The sequence below is a fragment of the Arenibacterium sp. CAU 1754 genome, from assembly GCF_054482635.1.
This window is the reverse complement of sequence record NZ_JBTLRG010000003.1, coordinates 151,645-174,122: the sequence shown is the minus strand read 5'-3', so window position 1 is coordinate 174,122 and position 22,478 is coordinate 151,645. Positions and strand designations below refer to the sequence as shown.

The window sequence follows — 22,478 nt, the reverse complement described above, 5'->3', positions numbered from 1 at the left end:
CCCGACACCGGGTTCTTGAACCGGTCGATTCCTGCCAGAGCGGGCATCACGCGCATTTAGCGGCGGCATATAGGTGAGAATCCCCAGGAAGGAAAGACTTAAATCACCCTCTGCGTCCCGACATCGAAATCGGGCGCCGGGTCGGGCCCGCGCATCTGCGGACCCGACGTTGACTTACTTGTCGCGGAACTGTGGCTGGCGCTTTTCAAGGAAGGCGGCCATGCCTTCCTTCTGGTCTTCGGTCGCGAACATCGAATGGAACACGCGGCGTTCAAACAGCAGACCTTCGTTCAGGGTGGTTTCATAGCTGCGGTTGACCGATTCTTTCGCGGCCATCAGCGTTGGCATCGATTTTTCGGCAATCTTCTGGGCCGCGCCCATCGCCTCTTCCATCAGCTTCTTGGCCGGAACCACACGGCTGACCAGCCCGGCGCGCTCGGCCTCGTCTGCGGGCATGAAGCGTCCGGTCAGGTTCATGTCCATCGATTTCGACTTGCCCGCAAACCGGGTCAGGCGCTGGGTGCCGCCCATGCCGGCAATGACGCCCAGGTTGATTTCGGGCTGGCCGAACTTGGCCGTATCGGCGGCGATGATGAAATCACAGGCCATGGCCAGTTCACAGCCCCCGCCCAGCGCATAGCCTGCAACGGCGGCGATGATCGGCTTGCGGATGGCGATGATGCGGTTGCTGGCCTCGGCAAAGAGGTTGGTCGAATAGACATCGACGAAATTCATGCTCGACATCTCTTTGATGTCGGCCCCGGCGGCAAATGCCTTGTCCGACCCGGTGATGACAATGCAGCGCACCTTGTCGTTCGCGTCAGCCTCTTCCAGGGCCTGGCACAATTCACCCAGAAGCTGCGTGTTCAGCGCGTTCAGCGCGTCGGGCCGGTTCAGCTTGATCAGGGATACGTGGTCTTCTACTTCGACGTTAATCGTCTCAAAGGCCATGAGTTGTTCTTTCGATTGTTCCGTTTCAGGACAGAGTCCTTACCACGCGCGCCACATGGTTCAAGTTATCTTTGGCATTGCGCACAGTAGAAGGACGATCGACCCGATTGAACGATTCGCGTCACCGATCCGCGACAATCCGGGGTGCGGCAGGGGGCGCCTTCGCGTCCGTAGACGTCAAAGGAATGCTGGAAATATCCCAATTCTCCATCGGCTTGGCGGAAATCGCGCAGGGATGATCCCCCCGCTTCGATCGCCTCGGACAGCACCTGCCGGATGATGGGCACCAGGTCGCCAACGCGGGCGGCAGAAATTTTCCCGGCTTTGCGACGTGGCGATATCCGTGCCCGGAAAAGCGCCTCGCAAACATAGATATTGCCCAGACCCGCAACGATCCCCTGATCCAGAAGCGCCGATTTGACCGGCGTGTTCCTGCCTTTGAACGCGTCGATCAGGTGCTGTTCGTGGAAATCGTTACCCAGTGGTTCCGGCCCCAGAACGGACAGCAGTTTGTGCTGCTCGGCCCCCATGGTTGGCATCAGGTCCATCGCGCCGAACCGGCGCGGATCGTTGAAGGTGATGCGCGCGCCGTTGTCCATGTGAAACACCACGTGGTCATGTTTTTCCTGTGCGGGATGGTCGTGCACGAACTGCCCCAATGGATCGCCCGAAACGGTCATCCGCCCCGACATGCCCAGATGGATCAACAGGGTTTCGCCCGATGACAGATCCGCCAGAATATACTTGGACCGCCGCCGCAGCCTCTCAACCCGCTGGCCGGTCAGCCGTTCTGCCATTCGGTCGGGGAAGGGCCAGCGCAAATCGGGCCGGTTCACGTCGGCGCGGGCGATCACGGCGCCCTCCATCGCGGGGGCAAGGCCGCGGCGCACTGTCTCAACCTCTGGCAATTCGGGCATATTGATCTTTCTCTAGCAAGGGGGCGCATTGTGCAGGTCCCGCGCGCCCTATAACAAGGGCGAAACTGCAAGGCGACAAGGCTTCATGACGGACGATTTCAGCAAAACCACGCATTTCGGGCGCGAAACCATCCCCGAAACCGAAAAGGCCGGTCGCGTGCAGGGCGTGTTCAATTCGGTGGCCAGCAAATACGACATCATGAACGATGTGATGAGCGTGGGCATCCACCGCGTCTGGAAAGATGCGATGATGGATTGGCTGGCCCCGCGCCCCGGTCAGCGCCTGTTGGATGTGGCCGGTGGCACCGGCGACATTTCGTTCCGGTTCCTGAAACGCGCAGGGCAGGGGCATGCAACCGTTCTGGACCTGACCGAACCGATGCTGATCGAAGGGCGCAAGCGTGCCGAGGCAGAACAGATGGGCGACAGCCTGGATTGGGTGGTCGGCGATGCGATGGCCCTGCCGTTCGAGGACAATAAATTCGATGTCTACACCATCAGTTTCGGCATCCGGAACGTAACCCGCCCGCAAGAGGCCCTGAACGAGGCGTATCGCGTTCTGAAACCCGGTGGCCGCCTGATGGTTCTGGAGTTCAGCCAGTTGCCGAACGACGGCATGCAGAAACTCTATGACCTTTACAGTTTCAACGTGATCCCGCGGATGGGCCAAATGATCGCCGGGGACCGAGACAGTTACCAGTACCTGGTCGAATCGATTCGCAACTTTCCGGATCAGGAAACATTCCTCGGCATGGTGCGCACCGCGGGTTTCGAACAGGCCAAATACCGCAATCTGAGCATGGGTATCGCCGCGCTGCATTCGGGTTGGAAAATCTGAGATGCGCGGACCCCACAACCTGATCCGCCTTGTCCGCACGGGGGCCACGCTGGAGCGCACGGGCGCGATGAACGTGGTGCTCGATGCCTATGACGCGCCGCCGTTGTTGCGGTTTGTGGCGCGTGCGCTGGGAAAGCCGTTCATGTGGTTGGGGTACAAGGGCGATCCGTCGATGCCCCCCGCCACACGCGCGCTAACCGCACTTGGCCCGGCCTATATCAAGTTCGGTCAGGTGCTTTCGACCCGCCCCGATCTGGTCGGCGATGATCTCGCCGTGCAACTGCGCGTTCTTCAGGACAAACTGCCGCCTTTCGCGACCGCCCTGTCCAAGGCCGAGGTCGAAAAGGAACTGGGCCGTCCGGTAACGGAAATCTTCTCGGAATTCAGCGAACCGATCGCCGCGGCCTCGATCGCGCAGGTGCACAAGGCGCGGCTGGCCGACACTGGCGAGGAGGTCGCCGTCAAGGTGTTGCGCCCGGGGATCGAGCGTGCGTTTCGCAAGGATATCGACGCCTTTTATTTCGCCGCCCGCGTGATCGAACGCTTTGCCCCCGGCGCACGGCGTCTGCGCCCGATGGAGGTTGTCGAGCATTTCGACGGGGTCGTGCGCGGCGAACTGGATTTGCGACTGGAAAGCGCGGCGGCGTCCGAATTTTCGGCAAACACCAAGGATGACGCCGGGTTCCAGCTGCCCCCGATCAAGTGGAATTATTCGGCCCGCCGGGTGATGACCTTGGGCTGGGCCGATGGGGTAACGCTGGGCGACAACGGTGCGATTGATGCCGCCGGTCATGACCGGCAGGCGCTGGGGGAACGTGTGTTGCGTCTGTTCCTGCTCCATGCGCTGCGCGATGGGTTTTTCCACGCGGACATGCATCAGGGGAACCTCAAGGTCGCCCCGAACGGGGATATCATCGCCTATGATTTCGGGATCATGGGCCATATCGATGAATACACGCGGCGGGTCTATGCCGAGATCCTGTTCGGCTTTATCCGGCGCGACTACAAGCGCGTGGCCGAGGTGCATTTCGAGGCCGGATATGTCCCCGCCCATCAGGATGTGGATGAATTCGCCCGCGCCCTGCGCGCTGTGGGCGAGCCGATCTTTGGCATGGACGCGACCCATATTTCGATGGGCCGTTTGCTGACCTACCTGTTCGAGGTGACGGAACGCTTTGGCATGGAAACCCGGACCGAACTTATTCTGCTGCAGCGCACTATGGTTGTGGTCGAGGGCGTCGCGCGGTCGCTGAACCCCCATATCAACATCTGGGAGGTCGCCCGCCCGGTGGTCGAGGATTACATCAAGCAATCCATCGGCCCCCGCGCCGTGGCGTCTGATCTGGCCAAAACGGCGCTGGTGATGGCGCGGTTCGGCCCGCGTTTGCCGGGTCTTGTCCAGTCGGCCCTGATCAAACAGGCCAACCCGCAACCCGTTCAGAGCACGTCACGCTGGGGCCTTGTCGCGCTTGCGCTGTTGGCAGGCACAGTCCTTGGCGCGGCGGTTGCTCTGCTGTTAGAGCGGTTGATGTAAAAAAGTTCTGAAAAGCAATTTGATCAAGAAACAGGAAAGCGATGAGGGTCTGCTTTGCGGACAAACTGCCGTTTGAACATCCCGCGCTGAGCCGCGCAACGACGGGCCGCGGGGCGGCGATCCACCGGCTGAGCGGCGCGCTTTATGGTCCGTGTTTGCCTGTAACGTCTGAGCATTGCGCTATCTTCAACAAATCGCCGTGCCGGGGGGCGGCCAGGCGATGCGCGGCGGCCTTCGGCCTTGTTCCGCGCATTTTTGGGAAATTGGCATCGGTCAAATTGGGCTCAAAGCGGAACTGCGAAAATTGCTGAAAAGTCGTACGTGAAAAAGCCCGCCGCAGGACGCGACGGGCTTTCTGTCTTTCAGGCTACGCTTGCTACAGCAGTTCAATCGCCAGCGCGATGCCCTGACCGCCGCCGATGCACATGGTTATCAGGCCCTTTTTGCCGCCGGTGCGCTCCAATTCATACAGCGCCTTCAGGGTGATGATCGCACCCGTGGCACCCACCGGATGGCCCAGTGCGATGGCGCCGCCGTTGGGGTTTACCTTGGCCGGATCCAGACCCAGTTCCTTGTTCACGGCCAGCGCCTGTGAGGCAAAAGCCTCGTTGCTTTCGATCACGTCGAAATCGCCAACCGACAGGCCGGTCCTTTTCAGAAGGTTCTGCACCGCAGGCACCGGGCCGATGCCCATCACCTCGGGGCGCACACCGGCATGGGCATAGCCAAGGATACGCGCCTTGGGTTTCAGGCCCGCCTTTTCGGCGGCGTCCGCCGTGGCCAGAACGATAGCGGCGGCGCCGTCATTGATGCCGCTGGCATTCCCGGCGGTGACCGATCCGTCCTTTTTGAACACGGGGCGCAGACCGGCCAAAGCCTCGGCCGTGGTGGCCTTGGGGTGTTCGTCGGTTTTGAAATCGACCATGTCGCGACGCACCTTGACCTGCACCGGAGCGATCTGGCTGTCAAAATACCCCGCCTCGATGGCGGCCGCGGCGCGGGTCTGGCTGACCATCGCAAAGGCGTCCTGCTGTTCGCGGGTGACCTGATGTTCGCTGGCCACGTTCTCGGCCGTGACCCCCATGTGCCCGGTGCCAAAGGGGCAGTTCAGCGCGCCCAGCATCATGTCGAGCGTTGCAGCATCGCCCATCTTCTGGCCCCAGCGCTGGGCCGGAACGATAAAGGGGCTGCGCGACATGCTTTCGGCCCCGCCTGCCAGCGCGAAATCCGCATCGCCCAGCATCAGCGACTGAACCGCCGAAACGATCGCCTGCGCGCCCGACCCGCACAGCCGGTTCACGTTCATCGCCGGGGTGCTTTCCGGCACACCCGCCTGCATCGCGGCCACACGGCTGAGGTACATGTCACGCGGTTCGGTGTTGATGACATGGCCGAACACAACATGGCCGATCTGGCGCCCTTCGACGCCCGACCGCTCCAGCGCGGCCTCACTGGCGACGGTGGCCAGATCAATGGGTGCGGTGCTGGCCAATGCGCCACCAAAGGTGCCGATGGCGGTGCGGGCACCGTCCAGAATGACAATATCGGTCATGGTATCTCCCCCGGAATCAATTGATGCCTGACTATGCGCAGCGGGCAGGCCGGATTCCAGCGCAAACACCACGTCACTTCGCCTCGCTTTATTGACAAGACGGCCCCATGCGCCGCATCACTCCGTTATGACGGACGAAACCGATGATATCCTGACGCTTCTTCCCGCCCGCCTGAAAGAGGCGCGCCGCGCCAAGGGCCTGTCGCTGGAGGCGGTCGCAAACCTGTCGGGCGTGTCCCGATCCATGGTCAGCCAGATCGAACGCGGCGAAAGCAGCCCGACCATATCGACGCTCTGGAACCTGACGCGCGCCCTGCAGGTCGATTTCGCCGGCTTGCTTGAGGAAAATACCGCTGCCGCCCAGATTGACGTGCTGCGCGCGGACGAGGCCCCGAGTATCGATAATATGGGCGACGGGTGCCGCATCCGCATCCTGTCGCCGCCCGAAGAGGCTGGGCATCACGAGATTTACGAACTGACCTTTTCCAAGGGCGGCACGCTGAACAGCCAACCCCACAGCCGCGGCACCAGCGAGCAGCTTACCGTGATCGACGGGGCATTGGTTGTTCGGTCCGGCGCGGTGACGGAACGGCTCTCAACCGGGGACACCGCGCGCTATGGCGCCGACACGGACCACGCGATTTCCGCCCCCGATGGCCCGGCGCGTGCGTTCCTCGTGGTGAAAACGCCCTGATTTCCGACATCACGGAAATTGTTCCGTGAAACGCGATATCCCCTATTTCGGATATTAATCCGTTATGATAGACATGGGCGCAAAGGAGCCTGCCCATGTCCCAAGCATTCCTGTCCCACATCACTCAAACCCTGGCCGAGATCGACTCCGAAGGTCTGACCAAGATCGAGCGCCCCATCACATCGCCCCAGGGCGGTGAAATCACGGTGGGCGGGCGGCAGTTGATCAACCTCTGCGCCAACAACTATCTGGGTCTGGCCAATCACCCCGATCTGATTGCCACCGCGTGCAAGATCATGAACCCCAAGGGGTTCGGCATGGCCAGCGTGCGGTTCATCTGCGGCACGCAGGATCTGCACCGAGAGCTGGAAACCCGGCTGGCCGGGTTTCTGGACATGGATGATTCGATCCTGTTCGCCGCCTGTTTCGATGCCAACGGTGGGCTGTTCGAGCCTCTTCTCGGGCCCGAGGACGCGGTGATTTCCGACGCTTTGAATCATGCCTCGATCATTGACGGGATCCGGTTGTGCAAGGCGCGCCGCTATCGCTATGCCAATTCCGATATGGGGGATCTTGAGACACAGTTGAAAACCGCCCGCGCCGACGGGGCCCGCCACATCATGATCGCCACCGACGGCGTGTTCAGCATGGATGGCTATCTGGCCAAACTGCCGGACATCCGCGCGCTGGCCGATCAATATGACGCGATCCTGATGGTCGATGATTGCCACGCCACCGGGTTCATGGGGCCAAAGGGGGCGGGCACCCCGGCCCATTTCGGCACCCGCGCCGATATCCTGACCGGAACCCTGGGCAAGGCGCTGGGCGGGGCCATCGGCGGGTATGTCGCCGGACCGCAGCCGGTGATCGACCTCTTGCGCCAGCGCGCGCGCCCCTACCTGTTTTCCAACGCGCTGCCCCCGGCCATCGTAGCCGCCGGGATCAAGGCGATCGACCTTGTCGAACAGGGCGATGACCTGCGCGCCAGCCTGTTTGAAAACGCCGCCTATTGGCGCGCAGGTCTGACCGGTCTGGGCTTTGACCTGTTGCCCGGCGAACATCCGATCATTCCCGTCATGCTGGGCGACGCCCCGCTGGCCCAGAAAATGGCCGCCCGCCTGTTTGATGAGGGCGTCTATGTTTCGGGGTTTTTCTTTCCGGTCGTCCCGCATGGGCAGGCCCGCATCCGGACGCAAATGAACGCGGCGCTGACGCGGGATGATCTGGACCGGGCGCTGGTCGCGTTCAAGGCCGCTGGCCAGGCCGAGGGGGTCATCTGATGGCAACGGGAGTTAAATCGACGCTCACCATATATGCCGAGAATGCCGAGCATCTGATCCCGCGGTACGACGCTGTGGAGACTGATGCGATCCTTGCCCCTTTTACGGCCTATCTTCCCCAAACTGCGTCCCGGATCATCGACATTGGCGCCGGGACGGGCCGGGATGCGGCGTGGTTCGCCGCGCGCGGTCATAGCGTCACGGCAGTCGAACCCACGGCCGGGCTGCGGGCCGCGGGCCAGGCGCGGCATGGCGCGCGCATTGAATGGGTTGCCGACGTACTTCCCGACCTGATCACTCTCAAGGGACGGGCGTTCGACTTCGTCCTCGTCAATGCGGTCTGGCACCACTTGGACGGGACATCGCGTCTCGCCGCCATAACACGCCTGGCTGAAATCACATGCCCCGGCGGGCGCGCTTTGATCTCGCTGCGGCTCGGCTCGGCGTCACCCGATCACCCCATCGAAACGCTTGAACCCGTGGCCGAGATCGAAAATGCCCGCCGCGCGGGTTTCCGATTGCTCGATCACATCAAGACCGGGTCGCAACAGAAGCACAACCGCCTGGCCGGTGTGACGTGGAGCTGGATCGCGCTGGAAAGGGAGGGCGCAGCATGACCAACACGATGAAGGCGCTTGAGAAATCTCATGCCCGCGAAGGGTTGTGGATGGTGCAGGCGCCGGTGCCTGAAATAGGCCCCGACGATGTGCTGATCCGGATCAACAAGACCGGTATCTGCGGCACGGATGTGCATATCTGGAACTGGGACGACTGGGCGCAGAAAACCGTGCCTGTGCCGCTGATCACGGGGCACGAATTTGCCGGCCAGATCGTCGACATGGGTCGCGATGTCGAGGGGCTCGAAATCGGTCAGCGCTGCTCGGGCGAGGGGCATCTGATCGGCAAGACCTCGCGTCAGAGCCGCGCGGGCAAGTTCCACCTTGATCCGGCGACACGCGGCATCGGCGTGAACGAACCGGGGGCCTTTGCCCAGTACCTGCGCCTGCCCGCGTTCAACGTTGTTCCCCTGCCGGATGAGATTTCCGATGACATCGGCGCGATCCTCGATCCCCTGGGCAACGCGGTGCATACCGCGCTCAGCTTTGATCTGGTGGGCGAGGATGTGCTGATCACCGGTGCCGGTCCCATCGGCATCATGGCCGCGGCCGTTGCCCGTCATGTGGGCGCGCGCAACGTGGTGATAACGGACGTCAATCAAACCCGTCTCGACCTGGCGGCCAAGGTGGCGGACGTCACTGCGGTCAACGTCGCGCATGAGGACCTGAACGACGTCAAAACCCGTCTCAAGCTGAAACAGGGCTTTGACGTCGGGCTGGAAATGTCGGGCAATCAGCTGGCGTTGGACCAGATGGTCGAATCGCTGGTCATGGGCGGGCGCATCGCCCTTCTGGGTATCCCGCCGGGAAAATCCCCCGTCGACTGGAGCCGCATCGTCTTCAAGGCCATCACGATCAAGGGCGTCTATGGGCGTGAGATTTTCGAAACCTGGTACAAGATGATCGCAATGCTGCAAAACGGGCTGGACGTCAGCGCGGTGATCACGCACCGTTTCGCGGTGGACGACTTTGAACAGGGCTTTGACGTCATGCGATCGGGTCAAAGCGGCAAGGTAATACTGGACTGGACCTGATCCCAATGGCCGGAAGTTCCATCGTCGACGTGATCGGCAACACCCCGTCGATCTGGTTGGACCGTCTGATCAAGGCGCATGGTCTGACCGGTCGGATCATGGCCAAGCTCGACTATCTGAACCCCGGTTTTTCGAAAAAAGACCGCGCCGCGCTGGGCATCATCACGGCGGCCCGGGCCGACGGAACGCTGAAACCGGGCCAGACCGTGGTGGAACTGACCAGCGGCAACATGGGCACCGGTCTTGCCATCGTCTGTGCGCAGCGCGGCCATCCCTTTGTCGCGGTGATGAGCCGGGGAAATTCGCCTGAACGCGCGCGCATGATGTCAGCCCTTGGCGCGCGGGTGGTGCTGGTCGATCAGGCCCCCGGCAGCATTCCGGGCCAGGTCTCCGGCGATGACCTTGCCCGGGTCGAGGATGCGGCCCGTCACCTGACGGCGGATCTCGGCGCATTTCGCGCCGATCAGTTCAATCATCCCGGCAACGCACGCGCCCATTTCGACACCACCGGACCCGAACTTTGGCGCGACAGCGACGAAACCCTGACCGCTTTCGTTGATTTCGTCGGTTCAGGTGGCAGCTATGGCGGGATCGTTCCCTATCTGAAATCGCAAAACCCCGATCTGCGCGGATATGTGGTTGAACCCGAAGGCGCCGCAATTCTGGGCGGCCAGACAGTCAGCAACCCGGCCCATCCGATCCAGGGGGGCGGCTATGCCATGGCGGACCTGACCCAACTGGCGGGCGCGCCGGTGGATGGATATCTGCGCGTAACAGGCAGCCACGCGCGCGACACCACCCGCGCGCTCGCCCTGACCGAAGGTGTCTTCGCGGGTTTCTCGGCAGGGGCCAATGTCGCTGCCGCGCTCAGCCTGCTCGACGGCCCGGAACGCGGGGGAACGATCGGCGTTTTGATCTGCGACAGCGGACTGAAATACCTGTCCACCGATCTCTGGGATGATCCCGCCCCCTGATTTCATCTTGCGGGGAAAACTCCGGGGGGCTGCCCGCAGGGCAGCGGGGGCAGAGCCCCCTCCAACGGGGGCCATCAGGGAACCAGCGGAATCCGCCCGCCATCTCCCAGCAGCCAGCATTGTGATCCTTCGAACACCGCCGGGTAAATCGGCCGACCATACCCCGCGCCGCCATCCATGTTGACCCGGTTGCCATGATGAAACGGCATGTCGATGGCCGTGTGCCCATGCACCACCAGCCAGGGATGTTCACGCGTGTCGTTCAGGAATGGATCGCGGATCCAGATCAGGTCTTCATCGTCTTGCTCCTCCAGGGCGACACCGGGCACAATGCCCGCATGGACGAATAACTTGTCTGACCGTTCGACGTAAAAGGGCAGCCCCTTAAGATAGTCCAGATGTTTCTGGGGCACCGCTTCACGCGCCTCGGCGAGGGTTCTTTCCAGGCGCGCCTCCTCCGGGTTCGATACGCCATAGGACTGCAAGGTGGTGATCCCGCCCAGCCGAGGATTGAGCCAGTTGATCCCCGATTTGATCCGCGCGTCGTGGATGATGCCCTCGCTCAGGAACCGGGCGAACATTCGATCATGGTTGCCCCTGATCACCTGCCAGGGCCGACCCGATGCCTGTCCCTGCATCAAAAGTTCGATCACCCCCCGGCTGTCGGGCCCACGATCCACCAGATCGCCGACAAACACGATCTCGGCGTCGGGGCCGCCATCGGCTGCGATCCAGTCCAGCGCCTGTTCCAGAAAGTCGATCTGTCCGTGAATATCGCCAACTGCGTAAATCGAACTTTGCATTATCCATACCGTCCAAAAGCCTGACGACCTCGATGTGCCACAGGACTGCGGAAATAGCCACCGCGACAGCGCCCGGTTTCAATCGTTGTTCAGCGGTTCCATCAATTGCGCGATCTGATCGCGTATCCAGCGGTGTGCCGGGGCGTTCGACGCACGCTTGTGCCAGATCATTCCGATTTCCGGCTTGGCAATGGGCATCGGAGGTTCATAGATATCAAGGCCCATCGATCCGGACAGACGAGCTGCCAATTGTTCCGGCAACAAGGCGACATGGTCGCTTTCGGCCACAGCGCGGGACACGCCATAGAATACAGGCATCGTCATGACGACGCGCCGCTCTCTGCCAGCAGCCGCCAGCGCCGCATCACCCATCGTTCTGAGGTTTCCTTCGGGAGAAAACAGGATATGGCCAAGGTCACAGAACAGGTCGATGGGAATAACATCGCCCGGTTGCAATCGGGCACGTGCCAGGCGTGGATGACCGCGGCGCGCAATCATGACGAACCCTGACCGAAACAACGGCTGCCAATCCACCCAGCTGGGATGTTCCATTTTGGGGATCAGCGCAATGTCGACCTCATAGTTTTCAAGGGTGTCGACATAGTTGTCAGGCACCAGATCAACCAGTTGCACCCTGACATTGGGGGCTACGCGTGACAGGTGATCGCCTAGCGCGGGCATGAGCATTTCCGCAAAGAAATCGCTGCCCGACAATTTGAAGGTTTCGACAGCCTTCATCGGATCAAAACTGCCCGGTCCGGAAATCATTGTCTCAATGTCGTCCAGAGTTCGGCGCAATGGATCGGCGAGCGCGCGGGCGTATTCGGTTGGTTCCAGCCGTTGGCCATGACGCACGAACAACGGGTCGTCCAGTGCCATGCGCAATCGCCCCAAAGCTGCGGACACGGCTGGCTGGCTCAGGCCGATGCGCGCCCCGGCGCGCACGGTGGACCCTTCTTGCAACAAAGCGTCCAGCACGCGCAGCAGGTTCAGGTCAAAGGACAATAAATTCATGGGATAAATAAATACCATACAATTAATCAATTACACAGATGACAAATCTTTTGCCACAGTCCTTTCACTTATGATCGGGTCGAAAAAATTTTCTGTTCAGCATGTTATCGCATGTGCGCCCAGGTTTTCGGCACGGTTCAAAATGGAAGGAAAAAATTGGAAATGGATCATATTCTCGGCACCGGGGCCTATGAATGGCTTGGAGTGCAGTATCGCGATATTCTCTCGCCGGATCAGTCAGGCGGGGCCATGTCGATTGTCGACTCGGTCAGCCCGCCCAATTCCGGGCCACCGCGTCACATTCATCACAACGCCGACGAAGCCTTTGTCATACTCACGGGTGAATGCGAATTCTGGGTGGAAGAAACGCGCACGATCAAGGGGCCTGGTGACACGGTATTTGTGCCGCGCGGGACAAATCACACGTTTCGTGTGGTGGGAAACACCCCCTCCCGGCATTTGGTCATCCTGACACCGGGTGGCTTCGAAGGGTTCTTTCGCCGGATGTCGGATGGGGCCTGCCGGATACCTCAGGACATGGAAAAAGTCGTGGAAATCGGCCGGGCCTTTGAACTGGAATTCACTGGCCCGCCATTGAGCGATGATGATTAAAAACAACAAGGGCAAGGGAACATGAAGGGACTTTCGTTTTACTTTTTCGCATTGGGTATTCTGACTGTCGTGATCGGGATGGTCTGGGGAATCCAGATGAGCGCAACACATGATCACACGTTTTCACCAGCGCATGCGCATCTGAACCTGTTGGGCTGGGTCAGTTTTTCGATCTTTGCGTTTTACTACCATTTGGTGCCCGGCGCGGCGCAGGGCCTGTTGCCTCGCGTGCATCTGGGCCTGGCTGTGGCTGGTGTGGCGCTGTTGGTGCCTGGGATCGTTTTGGCGATCCGCGAAACGACACCTGTTCTGGCACAGATTGGTTCATTGATAACGGTCGTTTCAATGCTTGTGTTTGGCCTCATCGTGTTGCGGCAAGGCCAATCCAGCAACGCGGTCTGAACGATCTTTCAGGTCTGAAAAAACCGCGCGCCGTGTTCGGCGCGCGGTTCGGTTTTTCGATGATGACAGGGATCAGGCGACGTCGAATGACAGCGGTTTGACCTGTGTGAACAAACCGGTGTCTTCCAGCTCTTTGCGGACATCCGCGGGCACTTCGGCATCCACATAGAGCAGCGCAATCGCCTCGCCACCGGCCTGGGCCCGGCCCAGGGTAAAGTTGGCGATGTTGACGCCGTTTTCGCCCATCGTCTTACCCAGGATACCGATGATGCCGGGCACGTCCTCGTTCGTGGTGTAAAGCATGTTCGCCCCGACCTCGGCATCGATGTTGATGCCCTTGATCTGGATGAACCGCGGCTTGCCGTCGCTGAACACGGTCCCGGCGATGGAGCGTTCGCGCTTATCTGTGACGACGGTTACTTTGATATAACCTTCGAACGCGCCCGACTTGTCCTGGTTGGTGGTGCTGATCTTGATGCCACGTTCCTTGGCGACAACAGGGGCACTGACCATGTTCACATCCGGGTTGGCCTTTTTCATGATGCCGGCGACAACCGAACAGTTCAGCGCCTCAAGATTCATTTCGGCGACCGACCCGTCATAAAGGATGTTGATCGCCTTGATCGGCTCGTCCGTCATCTGCCCGATGAACGACCCAAGGTGACCGGCCAAGGCGACCCACGGGCCCATGACCTTGGCCTCTTCGGCGGTGACCGACGGCATGTTCAGCGCGTTGGTCACGGCACCGGTCAGAAGGTAATCCGACATCTGTTCGGCAACCTGCAGGGCGACGTTTTCCTGTGCTTCCGTGGTTGCCGCGCCCAGGTGCGGGGTGCAGACGACGTTGGGCAGGCCGAACAGCACGTTTTCCTTGGCGGGTTCGACGGCGAACACGTCAAGTGCCGCACCGGCCACATGGCCCGATTTCAGCAGATCGGCCAGCGCCTCTTCGTCGATCAGACCGCCGCGGGCACAGTTGATGATGCGCACGCCTTTCTTGGTCTTTTCCAGGTTTTCCTTGGACAGGATGTTGCGGGTCTGGTCGGTCAGAGGCACGTGCAGGGTGATGAAATCGGCACGCGCCAGCAACTCATCCAGATCGACCTTTTCAACGCCCATCTTCTCGGCCTTTTCCTCGCCCAGGAACGGGTCATATGCGATGACCTTCATCTTGAGACCACGGGCGCGGTCGCACACGATGCCGCCGATATTACCGGCACCGATCACACCCAGCGTCTTGCCGGTCAGCTCAACACCCATGAACTTGGACTTTTCCCATTTGCCCGCGTGGGTCGAGGCCGACGCTTCGGGGATCTGGCGGGCAACGGCGAACATCATCGCGATGGCGTGCTCGGCCGTGGTGATCATGTTGCCGAAGGGTGTGTTCATGACGATCACACCTTTTTTCGACGCGGCGTCCTTGTCGACGTTGTCGGTGCCGATGCCCGCGCGGCCAACCACCTTGAGGTTGTCGGCATTGCGCAGGATGGTTTCGGTGACTTTCGTGGCCGAGCGGATCGCGAGGCCGTCATACTTGCCGATCACTTCGGCCAGCTTGTCCTTGTCCTTGCCCAGATCGGGTTCGAAATCCACCTCGATGCCGCGGTCGCGGAAAATCTGAACAGCGGTGGGGGACAGTTTGTCAGAGACGAGTACTTTGGGGGCCATGATTTTGGTCCTTGATTGAGAATATCGGGGAGCGGTGGGGGAAGACCCCACCACTACGATGTTTTTGGGAGTCAGGCGGCTTTTGCCTGGGCGTCGATCTCGGCCTCAAAGGCCCAGGCGAGCCAGGGCAGCATCGCCTCGACGTCCGAGGTTTCCACGGTCGATCCGCACCAGATGCGCAGGCCCGCAGGCGCGTCGCGATAGGCGCCGATGTCCAGCGCGATGTTCTCGGTCTCCAGACGTTTGGCGACGGCCTTGGCAAAGGTCGCGCCGTCCTGAATGCGCTCATCGGTGAACTTCAGACAGACCGACGTGTTGGATCGGGTCGCCGGGTCGACGGCCAGGAAATCGATCCAGTCGTTCGCCTCAACAAAAGCGGTGACGGCGGCGGTGTTGGCATCGGCACGGGCGATCATGCCCTTGAGACCACCGATCGAACGGGCCCAGTCCAGCGCCACGAGGTAATCCTCGACGGCGAGCATCGACGGGGTGTTGATGGTTTCGCCCTTGAACACGCCCTCGATCAGCTTGCCGCCCTTGGTCAGGCGGAAGATTTTCGGCAGCGGCCATGCGGGGGTGTAGTTTTCCAAACGCTCGACGGCACGGGGGCTCAGGATCAGCATGCCATGGGCCGCTTCGCCGCCCAGCACCTTTTGCCAGCTGAACGTGGTCACATCCAGTTTGTCCCAAGGCAGGTCCATCGCGAATGTGGCGGATGTGGCGTCGCAAAGGGTCAGGCCGGCGCGATCAGCGGGGATCACGTCACCGTTGGGCACGCGGACACCCGATGTGGTACCGTTCCAGGTGAAACAAACGTCCTTGTTGAAATCGACAGTGGTCAGGTCGACGATTTCGCCATAGTCGGCGGTCTTGACCTCGGCATCCAGTTTCAGCTGTTTGACCACATCGGTGACCCAGCCGGCACCAAAGCTTTCCCAGGCGAGCATTTCGACGGACCGCGCGCCCAGCAGGTTCCACATGGCCATTTCAAAGGCGCCGGTGTCCGACGCGGGCACGATGCCGATCTTGTAATCGGCCGGGATGCCCAGAATTTCACGGGTTTCTTCGATCGCGGCCTTCAGCTTTTCCTTGCCGATGGCGGCACGGTGCGAACGGCCCAGCGGCGCATCGGCCAGCTTGTTCAGATCGAATGTGGGGATTTTGGCACAGGGGCCAGAAGAGAAACGCGGATTAGCCGGCCGTGCGGCCGGAGCTTGAATAGCCATTGCTGGTATCCTTCCAGATAAATGCCCTTCGTTGGGGAAGGGTGTCCCACGGGCGGAGATACGGGCGGTTTCAGTTTTGCGCAAGTGGGAAAAAACAGACAAACCGTCGCTTGGTCCGACAAAAGCGACACGCCTGTTCCCGATAGGAAACTTGCCCATTTGTGGGCGCGCATTGGGCCGGTGATGCGGATGCACTGGTAAACCGCGCGGCGTTGGTCTAGTCAGCCCGCGAAATTCGGAGACTGCTGCATGTATTTTGCGACCCTGTTGACCTCACCCACCCGGCGCGGGCTTGATCCGTCGCTGGTTGATTCCCTGCGCAACGCGTGGGGTGGGGGCGATGCTCAATGGCTGGCCCCGGACGAGGCTGCGGAATTTTCGATGCAGGACATGCCGGACAATCGCTGGGATGTCTGGTCGGACCTGCAGGACATGGGCGTCGATCTGGTTGTGCAGCCGGCACAGGAGCGACGCAAAAAGATGCTGTTGGCCGATATGGACAGCACCATGATTCAGCAGGAATGCATCGACGAACTGGCGGACGAGGCCGGGGTCGGCGAGCGGGTCAAGAATATCACCGCCCGCGCCATGAACGGCGAGTTGGATTTCGAAGGCGCGCTGACCGAACGGGTCGGGTTGCTCAAAGGTCTGCCCGCGTCCGTGATCGAAAAGGTGCTGGCCGAACGCATCACCCTGATGCCCGGCGGTGCGGCCCTTGTTGCGACGATGAAGGCGAACGGCGGTTACGCGGTTCTAGTGTCCGGGGGGTTCACGTCATTCACCGCGTCTGTTGCCGACAGGCTGGGATTTGACGAAAACCGTGCAAACACATTGTTGATCGACAATGGTCTGCTGACCGGCGACGTGGCCCGTCCGATCCTGGGCCGCGCGGCCAAGGTCGAGGCGCTTGAGCAGATCTCGGCCCGGATTGGCATTTCCGAATCCGACGTGATCGCCGTGGGCGACGGCGCCAACGATCTGGGCATGCTGCACCGGGCCGGTACCGGCGTCGCGCTGCACGCAAAACCGACGGTCGCGGCCGAATGCGATGTGCGGATCAACCACGGTGATCTGACCGCGCTGCTGTACCTGCAAGGATACGCGCAGGACGAATTCGCAAACGTCGCGGCGTCGGATCGGGCGCTACAGCCCGGCCAATAGCTCGGGCGCGGGCCGGATTGAGCCCACCTCGATATTGCGACGGTTCGTCATCACTGCGTTGCAATACTGGCGCGCCACCGGATCTTCGGCATCCAGAACACCCAACCCGATCAGCATCGCGGTGATGGCGCATTCGCTCGCCCGTGTTGCCCCGTCCGAAATTTTCAGCGCGATGCCCAGCTTAAGCTCGGGCAGAATGGCGACGAACACGCCTTCGGCGCCTGTTTTCACCGCGCCTTGCCCCTTCATCGCGCGCATCAGCGCCGTGCAGGCGCGCCCCTCGCCAGCGACGAGGTCGGGATGCTGCATCATCGCCTCGACGAGGCGTCGGGCCGATGTGCTGGCCCGGTCGCTGCGTGCGCCGGCCGAGGCATACCATGCCATCGCGCGGGCCACGCCATGCACGGTGGATGCGAAATTCGGGGCTGAACATCCGTCGATGCCATAGGCCGGGCTGGTCAGGTCGGTGACCTCTTCGAATGCGTTCAGGCATGCCTGCTGCACCGGATGGTCGATGTCGACATATTCGGGTCCCGCGCCCATATGCGCCGACAGGGTCAGGAATCCGCAATGCTTGCCGGAACAGTTGTTATGCACCTGGCAGGGTTCTTCATAGGCACGGATCAGACCATAGCGCGCCGTTTTGTCATCAGGCATCTGCGGACCACACCGCAGGGCCGTATCGTCCAGCCCCAGTTGACCCAGCCACGCCCGGGCGCGATCGGTATGGATCGCCGCGCCATTGTGCGAGGCACAGGCCAGCGCAAGCTGTTCACTGGTCAGGCCGAACTTGTCCGCCGCACCCGATGTCAAAAGCGGCAGGGCCTGGATCATCTTGATCGCGGACCGGGGATAGATCACCTCTTGCGGGTTGCCCCAGCTGTGCAGGATTTGACCCTTGTCATCACAGATGACGGCATGTCCGGAATGGCGACTTTCCAAAAGGGGGCCGCGCCAGATTTCGGCCATGGGAACGGATGGTTTCACGGAACACCTCAAATCTTGGCGAAATCATGCCAATCGCTCTTTCGCCCATGGTGCAATTTACGTTAGTGTGCTTGTGTCGGCAAGCGACGGGGACCGCATGAAAGACGGCTTGAACAAGACCGCAAGCGCCCCATTTTATTGAGGTAAAGGACAGTCTGGAGGCTGGACAATGAAATCGAAACTTGCCCGGGGCATCGCGGGCTTGTGTTTGGCCGGATTGGCCACAACCGCATTCGCGCAGGATCAAAGCACAAACCGGGTCGCGTCAAAAACCGACTGGAGTGTTTTTGTCGAAGACGACCCGACCGAATGCTGGAGCGTTTCGGCGCCCAAGGAAACCGTGAACACGCGCGACGGGCGCGTCGTTGCCGTCAAGCGCAGCGACATCCTGTTGATGGTGTTCTTCCGTCCAGGCGCCGGGGTTAACGGACAGGTCACCTTTACTGGCGGCTATCCCTTTGCGGATGGGTCCACAGTGAACCTGAACGTCTCCGGGACCGAATTCGAACTGTTTTCCGAAGGTGAATGGGCCTGGCCGGCCACGGCGGCGGATGATGCCAAGATCATCACCGCGATGAAGCGCGGCGCACAGGCGGTGCTGACCGCACGGTCGTCGCGGGGCACCCAGACCAAGGACACATTCTCGCTTCTGGGCTTTACCGCGGCCCTGGAAGACGCTGAAAAACGCTGCTCCAAGTAACGGTTCAAATTTGACCAGAGGTCGGCTTGTGCCGCCCCGGACACGACCTGATGAGCAGGCCGCCACAGGCCTGATCACGGTCTGAACGGATTTAAACGTTCAAATCGGGCGCGACCTGCCCTATATCGTGTCCTTCAGCGCAAACACGAGTCGAACAGATGAGCCCAACCGCACCGATCACGCAGGATGTTGTCACCATCCCCCGGAAACTGCCCGAGGGGCCGGTGAATATCATCGGCCTGACGCGCGACGCGCTGCGCGAGGCGCTGATCGCCGCCGGGACACCGGAAAAGCAAGCCAAGATGCGCACCGGTCAGATCTGGCAGTGGGTGTATCAGTGGGGCGTGCGCGACTTTGCCCAGATGACCAACCTGGCCAAGGCATACCGCGCCGATCTGGCCGAGAAATTCGTGATCGAAATCCCCGAGGTCGTTTCCAAACAGGTGAGCGAGGATGGCACCCGCAAATACCTGGTGCGTATCGCCGGCGGGCATGAGGTCGAGGTTGTCTATATCCCCGAGGACGGGCGCGGAACGCTGTGCATTTCTTCGCAGGTTGGCTGCACGCTGACCTGTTCGTTCTGCCACACGGGCACCCAGAAACTGGTGCGCAACCTGACGGCCGGTGAGATCATCGGTCAGGTCATGATGGCGCGCGACGATCTGGATGAATGGCCCGAACAGGGCGCGCCCAAGGACGAAACCCGCCTTTTGTCCAACATCGTTCTGATGGGCATGGGCGAGCCACTATACAACTTTGAAAACGTGCGCGACGCGATGAAAATCGCCATGGACCCCGAGGGGATTCAGCTGTCGCGCCGCCGGATCACCTTGTCCACATCGGGCGTGGTGCCAGAAATCGCCCGCACCGCGCAGGAAATCGGGTGTCAGCTGGCGGTGTCCTTTCACGCCACGACGGATGAAACCCGGGACACGCTGGTTCCGATCAACAAGCGCTGGAATATCGCGGCGCTTCTGGACGCGCTGCGCAGCTATCCCAAGGTGTCCAATTCCGAGCGGATCACCTTTGAATACGTGATGCTGCAAGGGGTGAACGATACGGACGAAGACGCACGCCGCCTGGTCAAGCTGATCGAGGGCATCCCGGCCAAGATCAACCTGATCCCGTTCAACGAATGGCCCGGCGCGCCCTATAAACGGTCCTCCAACAACCGTATCCGCGCTTTTGCCGACATCATTTACAAGGCGGGGTATGCCAGCCCTATCCGCACCCCGCGTGGCGAAGATATCATGGCCGCCTGTGGGCAGCTGAAATCGGCGACCGAGCGCGCGCGCAAATCCAAACGCCAGATCGAGACCGAGGCAGGGATTTAACCCCATGCCGATGCGCCGCCGGGATGTTCTGATCGCGGCGGGGGCCGTCGGCCTTGCCATCGCCGCCCCGCGTGCGGCGCGCCTGTTTAAACCCCCTTTTGATTTCGAACCCATTCCCGGCCTGCCGGGGTTTCGGCGCCTGACGGGCGGGCCGCTGTCTGCGGCGGGCGATGTTTTTCTGGCCGGCATTGATATCTTGCCGCCCGAACGGATCGAACGGCGCAACAGCATCGCCGCCGCGCCCTGCGCTGCGGCCTTTGGCACAGCGGCGGAGTTCGGTGATGCGCTGCCCGTGGCCGTTTTCACCGATTACAGATGTCCCTATTGCCCCGCGCTGAGCGCGCTGATCCTGTCCGAGGCCGAAAACGGCACACCCATTCACCCTGTCTGGCACGATCTGCCGCTTTTGGGCCCCCGCTCGGACGCGGCCGCGCGCCTTGCCATCGCCGCCGGGAAACAGGGCCAATACGTTCCGGCCCACCGCCATCTGATGCAGCGTGCGGTCCCACCCAGTCTGGCGGGGGCGCAGGCAGTGGCGGAGGCCCTCGACCTGGACGCCGGGCGGCTGGCGGAGGACGCGTCCGGCGCCGAAACGACAACCCGCATCGAGACCACCCGCGACATTGCCGCCGTGTTCGGGATTATAGGAACTCCGGCGACCCTGATCGGGCGGACCCTGGTCATAGGCCGGATCGAGCGGGCAGAGTTTCGCCGCCTCGTGACCCTTGAACGGCAAGCGGCGGTTGGGTCGCCGATGTGTTTCTGACCTTCGCGGCTTTGCCACAATTGGTGTAATCCGCCCTGAAATTACCCTGATACGGGTAAATTTCGGCCCGGTTGCCAAGCGAATGTTGCCTTACTGGTTAACACGTACTCGCAAGGACATGATTATGGCACAGGCAAAATTTGGCGACAGTATTCTTGACGCCCCGCTTCTGGAACTGCTGCGCGAAGAAAAGAAGAAGGCATTGTCGCCCCGTGAATGGAAATTCCGCATGGCTGGCTTTGGCTATGGCATCGAAGATGCCGGCGAAGACCAGATCGTGACAAAGCTGCCGCATGGCACCGAACTGGGCATTTTGCCCGCCAGCTACATTCAATAATTGAATTCGGGCAAACCCCCGAATAGACCGGCACCGTCAATTCATGGCGCCGATCAGGGTGTCCCGGTTGTTGTTTTTAAAGTGATCAGCGGAGTCGCGTTTCGCGTGCGAAACATCTCCGGATTAACAAGTTCTCCCCGTTCAATGCGTTAACCAGTGAACGACAACCGGGAAATCCCATCCCCGATCCTAGCGCCCCGGCAATTTTTCCCGCGCGGGCGCAGGCTCCCAGTTCTCGATCAGGTCAACCGCCTCTTGCGCGGTTTCGACAAAGCGGAACAGGTCCAGATCCTCATCCGAAATTGTTCCGGCATCGGCCAGCGCATCCCAGTTGATGACATTGTCCCAGAATTTTTTCCCGAACAGCAGGAACGGCACACGTTCCATCCGCCCGGTCTGAATCAGGGTCAGGGATTCGAACATTTCATCCATGGTGCCGAACCCGCCGGGGAACACGCAGATCGCGCTGGCCCGCATGAGAAAGTGCATCTTGCGAATGGCGAAATAGTGAAAGTTGAAACACAGGTGCGGCGTGACATAGGCGTTGGGCGCCTGTTCATGGGGCAGGACGACATTCAGCCCGATGGAATGGCCGCCCGCTTCGTGGGCACCGCGGTTCCCGGCCTCCATCACGCCGGGGCCGCCGCCAGTGGCGATCACATGTTCGCGCCCGTTGGTTTCCTTTGACTTCAGCGTCATCAACCGGGAAAATTCCTGTGCCTCGTCGTAATACTGCGACAGGTCGGCCAGTGTTTGGGTGCGGGCCTTGTCCTTGTTCACCGGATCGGGAATGCGCGCGCCGCCGAACAGGACGACCGTGCTTTTGATCTGGTGTTCATTCAGCAGCATTTCGGGTTTCAGCAGTTCCAGCTGAAGACGGACGGGCCGCAATTCGTCCTGGCACATGAAATCGTCATCGGCAAAAGCCAGACGATAGGCCGGCGCGCGGGTTTGCGGCGTGTCCGGCACATGCGTGGCCGTATCCCGGTCCGTGTGGGCGTCGCGAAACGGGCTGAGGCGGTCGTCTCTCATGTCGTAACTTCCTTGGTTGCGCGTTTTGTTCAGCCCTATAGGGTT

General features: G+C 61.1%; 23 protein-coding genes. 14 read left to right on the top strand and 9 right to left on the bottom strand.

Features of this window, described 5'->3' with window-relative positions:
* Window positions 1–174: 174 nt before the first annotated feature.
* Window positions 175–951 carry an enoyl-CoA hydratase gene (locus tag ACXYMO_RS13545; protein ID WP_458879249.1) on the bottom strand — a complete coding sequence of 259 codons (777 nt, stop codon included), beginning with the start codon at window positions 949–951 and terminating at the stop codon, window positions 175–177.
* Between the two features lie 65 nt (window positions 952–1,016).
* On the bottom strand, window positions 1,017–1,868 hold the full coding sequence (gene mutM, locus ACXYMO_RS13540) for a bifunctional DNA-formamidopyrimidine glycosylase/DNA-(apurinic or apyrimidinic site) lyase (RefSeq protein WP_458879248.1): 852 nt from the start codon (window positions 1,866–1,868) through the stop codon (window positions 1,017–1,019).
* Between the two features lie 85 nt (window positions 1,869–1,953).
* Between mutM and ubiE the strand changes: the two genes are divergently transcribed.
* The gene (ubiE, locus tag ACXYMO_RS13535) at window positions 1,954–2,706 is read left to right on the top strand and encodes a bifunctional demethylmenaquinone methyltransferase/2-methoxy-6-polyprenyl-1,4-benzoquinol methylase UbiE (RefSeq protein WP_458879247.1); all 753 of its coding nucleotides are present in this window, start codon (window positions 1,954–1,956) and stop codon (window positions 2,704–2,706) included.
* A gap of 1 nt (window position 2,707) precedes the next feature.
* Window positions 2,708–4,240, top strand: coding sequence for a 2-polyprenylphenol 6-hydroxylase (ubiB, locus tag ACXYMO_RS13530; protein ID WP_458879246.1), 1,533 nt, complete (start codon window positions 2,708–2,710; stop codon window positions 4,238–4,240).
* Between the two features lie 376 nt (window positions 4,241–4,616).
* Here ubiB and ACXYMO_RS13525 read toward each other — a convergent pair whose 3' ends face one another.
* Complete coding sequence (locus ACXYMO_RS13525) at window positions 4,617–5,792, bottom strand: acetyl-CoA C-acyltransferase family protein (RefSeq protein ID WP_458879245.1); 1,176 nt, start codon at window positions 5,790–5,792, stop codon at window positions 4,617–4,619.
* 127 nt (window positions 5,793–5,919) lie between these two features.
* On the opposite strand from ACXYMO_RS13525, the gene ACXYMO_RS13520 reads away from it, so the two are divergent.
* The 5 genes from ACXYMO_RS13520 to ACXYMO_RS13500 all read left to right on the top strand — a co-directional run bounded on the left by ACXYMO_RS13520 (window position 5,920) and on the right by ACXYMO_RS13500 (window position 10,391).
* Complete coding sequence (locus tag ACXYMO_RS13520; RefSeq protein WP_458879244.1) at window positions 5,920–6,486, top strand: helix-turn-helix domain-containing protein; 567 nt, start codon at window positions 5,920–5,922, stop codon at window positions 6,484–6,486.
* Window positions 6,487–6,581: 95 nt separating this feature from the next.
* Window positions 6,582–7,766, top strand: a complete 1,185-nt coding sequence (locus tag ACXYMO_RS13515; protein ID WP_458879243.1) for a glycine C-acetyltransferase — start codon at window positions 6,582–6,584, stop codon at window positions 7,764–7,766.
* Entirely contained in the window at window positions 7,766–8,383 is a 618-nt protein-coding gene (locus ACXYMO_RS13510) for a class I SAM-dependent methyltransferase (protein WP_458879242.1), read from the top strand. Before ACXYMO_RS13515 ends, ACXYMO_RS13510 begins: the two co-directional genes overlap by 1 nt.
* On the top strand, window positions 8,380–9,417 hold the full coding sequence (gene tdh, locus ACXYMO_RS13505) for an L-threonine 3-dehydrogenase (RefSeq protein ID WP_458879241.1): 1,038 nt from the start codon (window positions 8,380–8,382) through the stop codon (window positions 9,415–9,417). The genes ACXYMO_RS13510 and tdh overlap by 4 nt, the downstream gene beginning before the upstream one ends.
* Before the next feature lie 5 nt (window positions 9,418–9,422).
* Window positions 9,423–10,391 (top strand): PLP-dependent cysteine synthase family protein, encoded by a 969-nt coding sequence (locus ACXYMO_RS13500; RefSeq protein WP_458879240.1) that lies wholly within the window; start codon window positions 9,423–9,425, stop codon window positions 10,389–10,391.
* Between the two features lie 74 nt (window positions 10,392–10,465).
* On the opposite strand, the gene ACXYMO_RS13495 is transcribed toward ACXYMO_RS13500, so the two are convergent.
* Both ACXYMO_RS13495 and ACXYMO_RS13490 read right to left on the bottom strand, forming a co-directional pair.
* Window positions 10,466–11,194, bottom strand: a complete 729-nt coding sequence (locus tag ACXYMO_RS13495) for a metallophosphoesterase family protein (protein WP_458879239.1) — start codon at window positions 11,192–11,194, stop codon at window positions 10,466–10,468.
* Window positions 11,195–11,272: 78 nt separating this feature from the next.
* A complete protein-coding gene (locus tag ACXYMO_RS13490) occupies window positions 11,273–12,208 on the bottom strand; it encodes a LysR family transcriptional regulator (protein WP_458879238.1) in 936 nt (311 codons plus the stop codon).
* Between the two features lie 162 nt (window positions 12,209–12,370).
* On the opposite strand from ACXYMO_RS13490, the gene ACXYMO_RS13485 reads away from it, so the two are divergent.
* Window positions 12,371–12,820: a cupin domain-containing protein gene (locus ACXYMO_RS13485; protein ID WP_458879237.1), complete on the top strand. Its 450-nt coding sequence runs from the start codon at window positions 12,371–12,373 to the stop codon at window positions 12,818–12,820.
* Between the two features lie 21 nt (window positions 12,821–12,841).
* Window positions 12,842–13,222, top strand: coding sequence for a hypothetical protein (locus tag ACXYMO_RS13480; protein ID WP_458879236.1), 381 nt, complete (start codon window positions 12,842–12,844; stop codon window positions 13,220–13,222).
* A gap of 72 nt (window positions 13,223–13,294) precedes the next feature.
* On the opposite strand, the gene serA is transcribed toward ACXYMO_RS13480, so the two are convergent.
* Entirely contained in the window at window positions 13,295–14,890 is a 1,596-nt protein-coding gene (gene serA, locus ACXYMO_RS13475; RefSeq protein ID WP_458879235.1) for a phosphoglycerate dehydrogenase, read from the bottom strand.
* Between the two features lie 71 nt (window positions 14,891–14,961).
* Window positions 14,962–16,116 (bottom strand): phosphoserine transaminase, encoded by a 1,155-nt coding sequence (locus tag ACXYMO_RS13470; protein WP_458879234.1) that lies wholly within the window; start codon window positions 16,114–16,116, stop codon window positions 14,962–14,964.
* A 249-nt stretch (window positions 16,117–16,365) separates the two neighbouring features.
* Here ACXYMO_RS13470 and serB point away from each other — a divergent pair, with 249 nt between their 5' ends.
* Window positions 16,366–17,277: a phosphoserine phosphatase SerB gene (gene serB, locus ACXYMO_RS13465; protein WP_458879233.1), complete on the top strand. Its 912-nt coding sequence runs from the start codon at window positions 16,366–16,368 to the stop codon at window positions 17,275–17,277.
* Here the strand turns inward: serB and ACXYMO_RS13460 are convergent.
* Entirely contained in the window at window positions 17,260–18,246 is a 987-nt protein-coding gene (locus ACXYMO_RS13460; protein ID WP_458879475.1) for an asparaginase, read from the bottom strand. The two genes, serB and ACXYMO_RS13460, sit on opposite strands and share 18 nt — an antisense overlap.
* 187 nt (window positions 18,247–18,433) lie before the next feature.
* Here ACXYMO_RS13460 and ACXYMO_RS13455 point away from each other — a divergent pair, with 187 nt between their 5' ends.
* The 4 genes from ACXYMO_RS13455 to ACXYMO_RS13440 all read left to right on the top strand — a co-directional run bounded on the left by ACXYMO_RS13455 (window position 18,434) and on the right by ACXYMO_RS13440 (window position 21,401).
* On the top strand, window positions 18,434–18,964 hold the full coding sequence (locus ACXYMO_RS13455; protein WP_458879232.1) for an invasion associated locus B family protein: 531 nt from the start codon (window positions 18,434–18,436) through the stop codon (window positions 18,962–18,964).
* A gap of 158 nt (window positions 18,965–19,122) precedes the next feature.
* Window positions 19,123–20,298: a 23S rRNA (adenine(2503)-C(2))-methyltransferase RlmN gene (rlmN, locus tag ACXYMO_RS13450; protein WP_458879231.1), complete on the top strand. Its 1,176-nt coding sequence runs from the start codon at window positions 19,123–19,125 to the stop codon at window positions 20,296–20,298.
* 4 nt (window positions 20,299–20,302) lie between these two features.
* The gene (locus tag ACXYMO_RS13445) at window positions 20,303–21,064 is read left to right on the top strand and encodes a DsbA family protein (RefSeq protein ID WP_458879230.1); all 762 of its coding nucleotides are present in this window, start codon (window positions 20,303–20,305) and stop codon (window positions 21,062–21,064) included.
* A gap of 124 nt (window positions 21,065–21,188) precedes the next feature.
* Window positions 21,189–21,401, top strand: coding sequence for a hypothetical protein (locus tag ACXYMO_RS13440; protein WP_458879229.1), 213 nt, complete (start codon window positions 21,189–21,191; stop codon window positions 21,399–21,401).
* Between the two features lie 189 nt (window positions 21,402–21,590).
* On the opposite strand, the gene ACXYMO_RS13435 is transcribed toward ACXYMO_RS13440, so the two are convergent.
* On the bottom strand, window positions 21,591–22,433 hold the full coding sequence (locus tag ACXYMO_RS13435; RefSeq protein ID WP_458879228.1) for an LOG family protein: 843 nt from the start codon (window positions 22,431–22,433) through the stop codon (window positions 21,591–21,593).
* Window positions 22,434–22,478 lie beyond the last annotated feature (45 nt).

What these genes read in the sequence shown, in the direction of transcription:
- ACXYMO_RS13545 (WP_458879249.1), bottom strand. Translation starts at nt 951, where the DNA reads ATGGCCTTTGAGACGATTAACGTCGAAGTAGAAGACCACGTATCCCTG.
- mutM (WP_458879248.1), bottom strand. Translation starts at nt 1,868, where the DNA reads ATGCCCGAATTGCCAGAGGTTGAGACAGTGCGCCGCGGCCTTGCCCCC.
- ubiE (WP_458879247.1), top strand. Translation starts at nt 1,954, where the DNA reads ATGACGGACGATTTCAGCAAAACCACGCATTTCGGGCGCGAAACCATC.
- ubiB (WP_458879246.1), top strand. Translation starts at nt 2,708, where the DNA reads ATGCGCGGACCCCACAACCTGATCCGCCTTGTCCGCACGGGGGCCACG.
- ACXYMO_RS13525 (WP_458879245.1), bottom strand. Translation starts at nt 5,792, where the DNA reads ATGACCGATATTGTCATTCTGGACGGTGCCCGCACCGCCATCGGCACC.
- ACXYMO_RS13520 (WP_458879244.1), top strand. Translation starts at nt 5,920, where the DNA reads ATGACGGACGAAACCGATGATATCCTGACGCTTCTTCCCGCCCGCCTG.
- ACXYMO_RS13515 (WP_458879243.1), top strand. Translation starts at nt 6,582, where the DNA reads ATGTCCCAAGCATTCCTGTCCCACATCACTCAAACCCTGGCCGAGATC.
- ACXYMO_RS13510 (WP_458879242.1), top strand. Translation starts at nt 7,766, where the DNA reads ATGGCAACGGGAGTTAAATCGACGCTCACCATATATGCCGAGAATGCC.
- tdh (WP_458879241.1), top strand. Translation starts at nt 8,380, where the DNA reads ATGACCAACACGATGAAGGCGCTTGAGAAATCTCATGCCCGCGAAGGG.
- ACXYMO_RS13500 (WP_458879240.1), top strand. Translation starts at nt 9,423, where the DNA reads ATGGCCGGAAGTTCCATCGTCGACGTGATCGGCAACACCCCGTCGATC.
- ACXYMO_RS13495 (WP_458879239.1), bottom strand. Translation starts at nt 11,194, where the DNA reads ATGCAAAGTTCGATTTACGCAGTTGGCGATATTCACGGACAGATCGAC.
- ACXYMO_RS13490 (WP_458879238.1), bottom strand. Translation starts at nt 12,208, where the DNA reads ATGAATTTATTGTCCTTTGACCTGAACCTGCTGCGCGTGCTGGACGCT.
- ACXYMO_RS13485 (WP_458879237.1), top strand. Translation starts at nt 12,371, where the DNA reads ATGGATCATATTCTCGGCACCGGGGCCTATGAATGGCTTGGAGTGCAG.
- ACXYMO_RS13480 (WP_458879236.1), top strand. Translation starts at nt 12,842, where the DNA reads ATGAAGGGACTTTCGTTTTACTTTTTCGCATTGGGTATTCTGACTGTC.
- serA (WP_458879235.1), bottom strand. Translation starts at nt 14,890, where the DNA reads ATGGCCCCCAAAGTACTCGTCTCTGACAAACTGTCCCCCACCGCTGTT.
- ACXYMO_RS13470 (WP_458879234.1), bottom strand. Translation starts at nt 16,116, where the DNA reads ATGGCTATTCAAGCTCCGGCCGCACGGCCGGCTAATCCGCGTTTCTCT.
- serB (WP_458879233.1), top strand. Translation starts at nt 16,366, where the DNA reads ATGTATTTTGCGACCCTGTTGACCTCACCCACCCGGCGCGGGCTTGAT.
- ACXYMO_RS13460 (WP_458879475.1), bottom strand. Translation starts at nt 18,246, where the DNA reads ATGGCCGAAATCTGGCGCGGCCCCCTTTTGGAAAGTCGCCATTCCGGA.
- ACXYMO_RS13455 (WP_458879232.1), top strand. Translation starts at nt 18,434, where the DNA reads ATGAAATCGAAACTTGCCCGGGGCATCGCGGGCTTGTGTTTGGCCGGA.
- rlmN (WP_458879231.1), top strand. Translation starts at nt 19,123, where the DNA reads ATGAGCCCAACCGCACCGATCACGCAGGATGTTGTCACCATCCCCCGG.
- ACXYMO_RS13445 (WP_458879230.1), top strand. Translation starts at nt 20,303, where the DNA reads ATGCCGATGCGCCGCCGGGATGTTCTGATCGCGGCGGGGGCCGTCGGC.
- ACXYMO_RS13440 (WP_458879229.1), top strand. Translation starts at nt 21,189, where the DNA reads ATGGCACAGGCAAAATTTGGCGACAGTATTCTTGACGCCCCGCTTCTG.
- ACXYMO_RS13435 (WP_458879228.1), bottom strand. Translation starts at nt 22,433, where the DNA reads ATGAGAGACGACCGCCTCAGCCCGTTTCGCGACGCCCACACGGACCGG.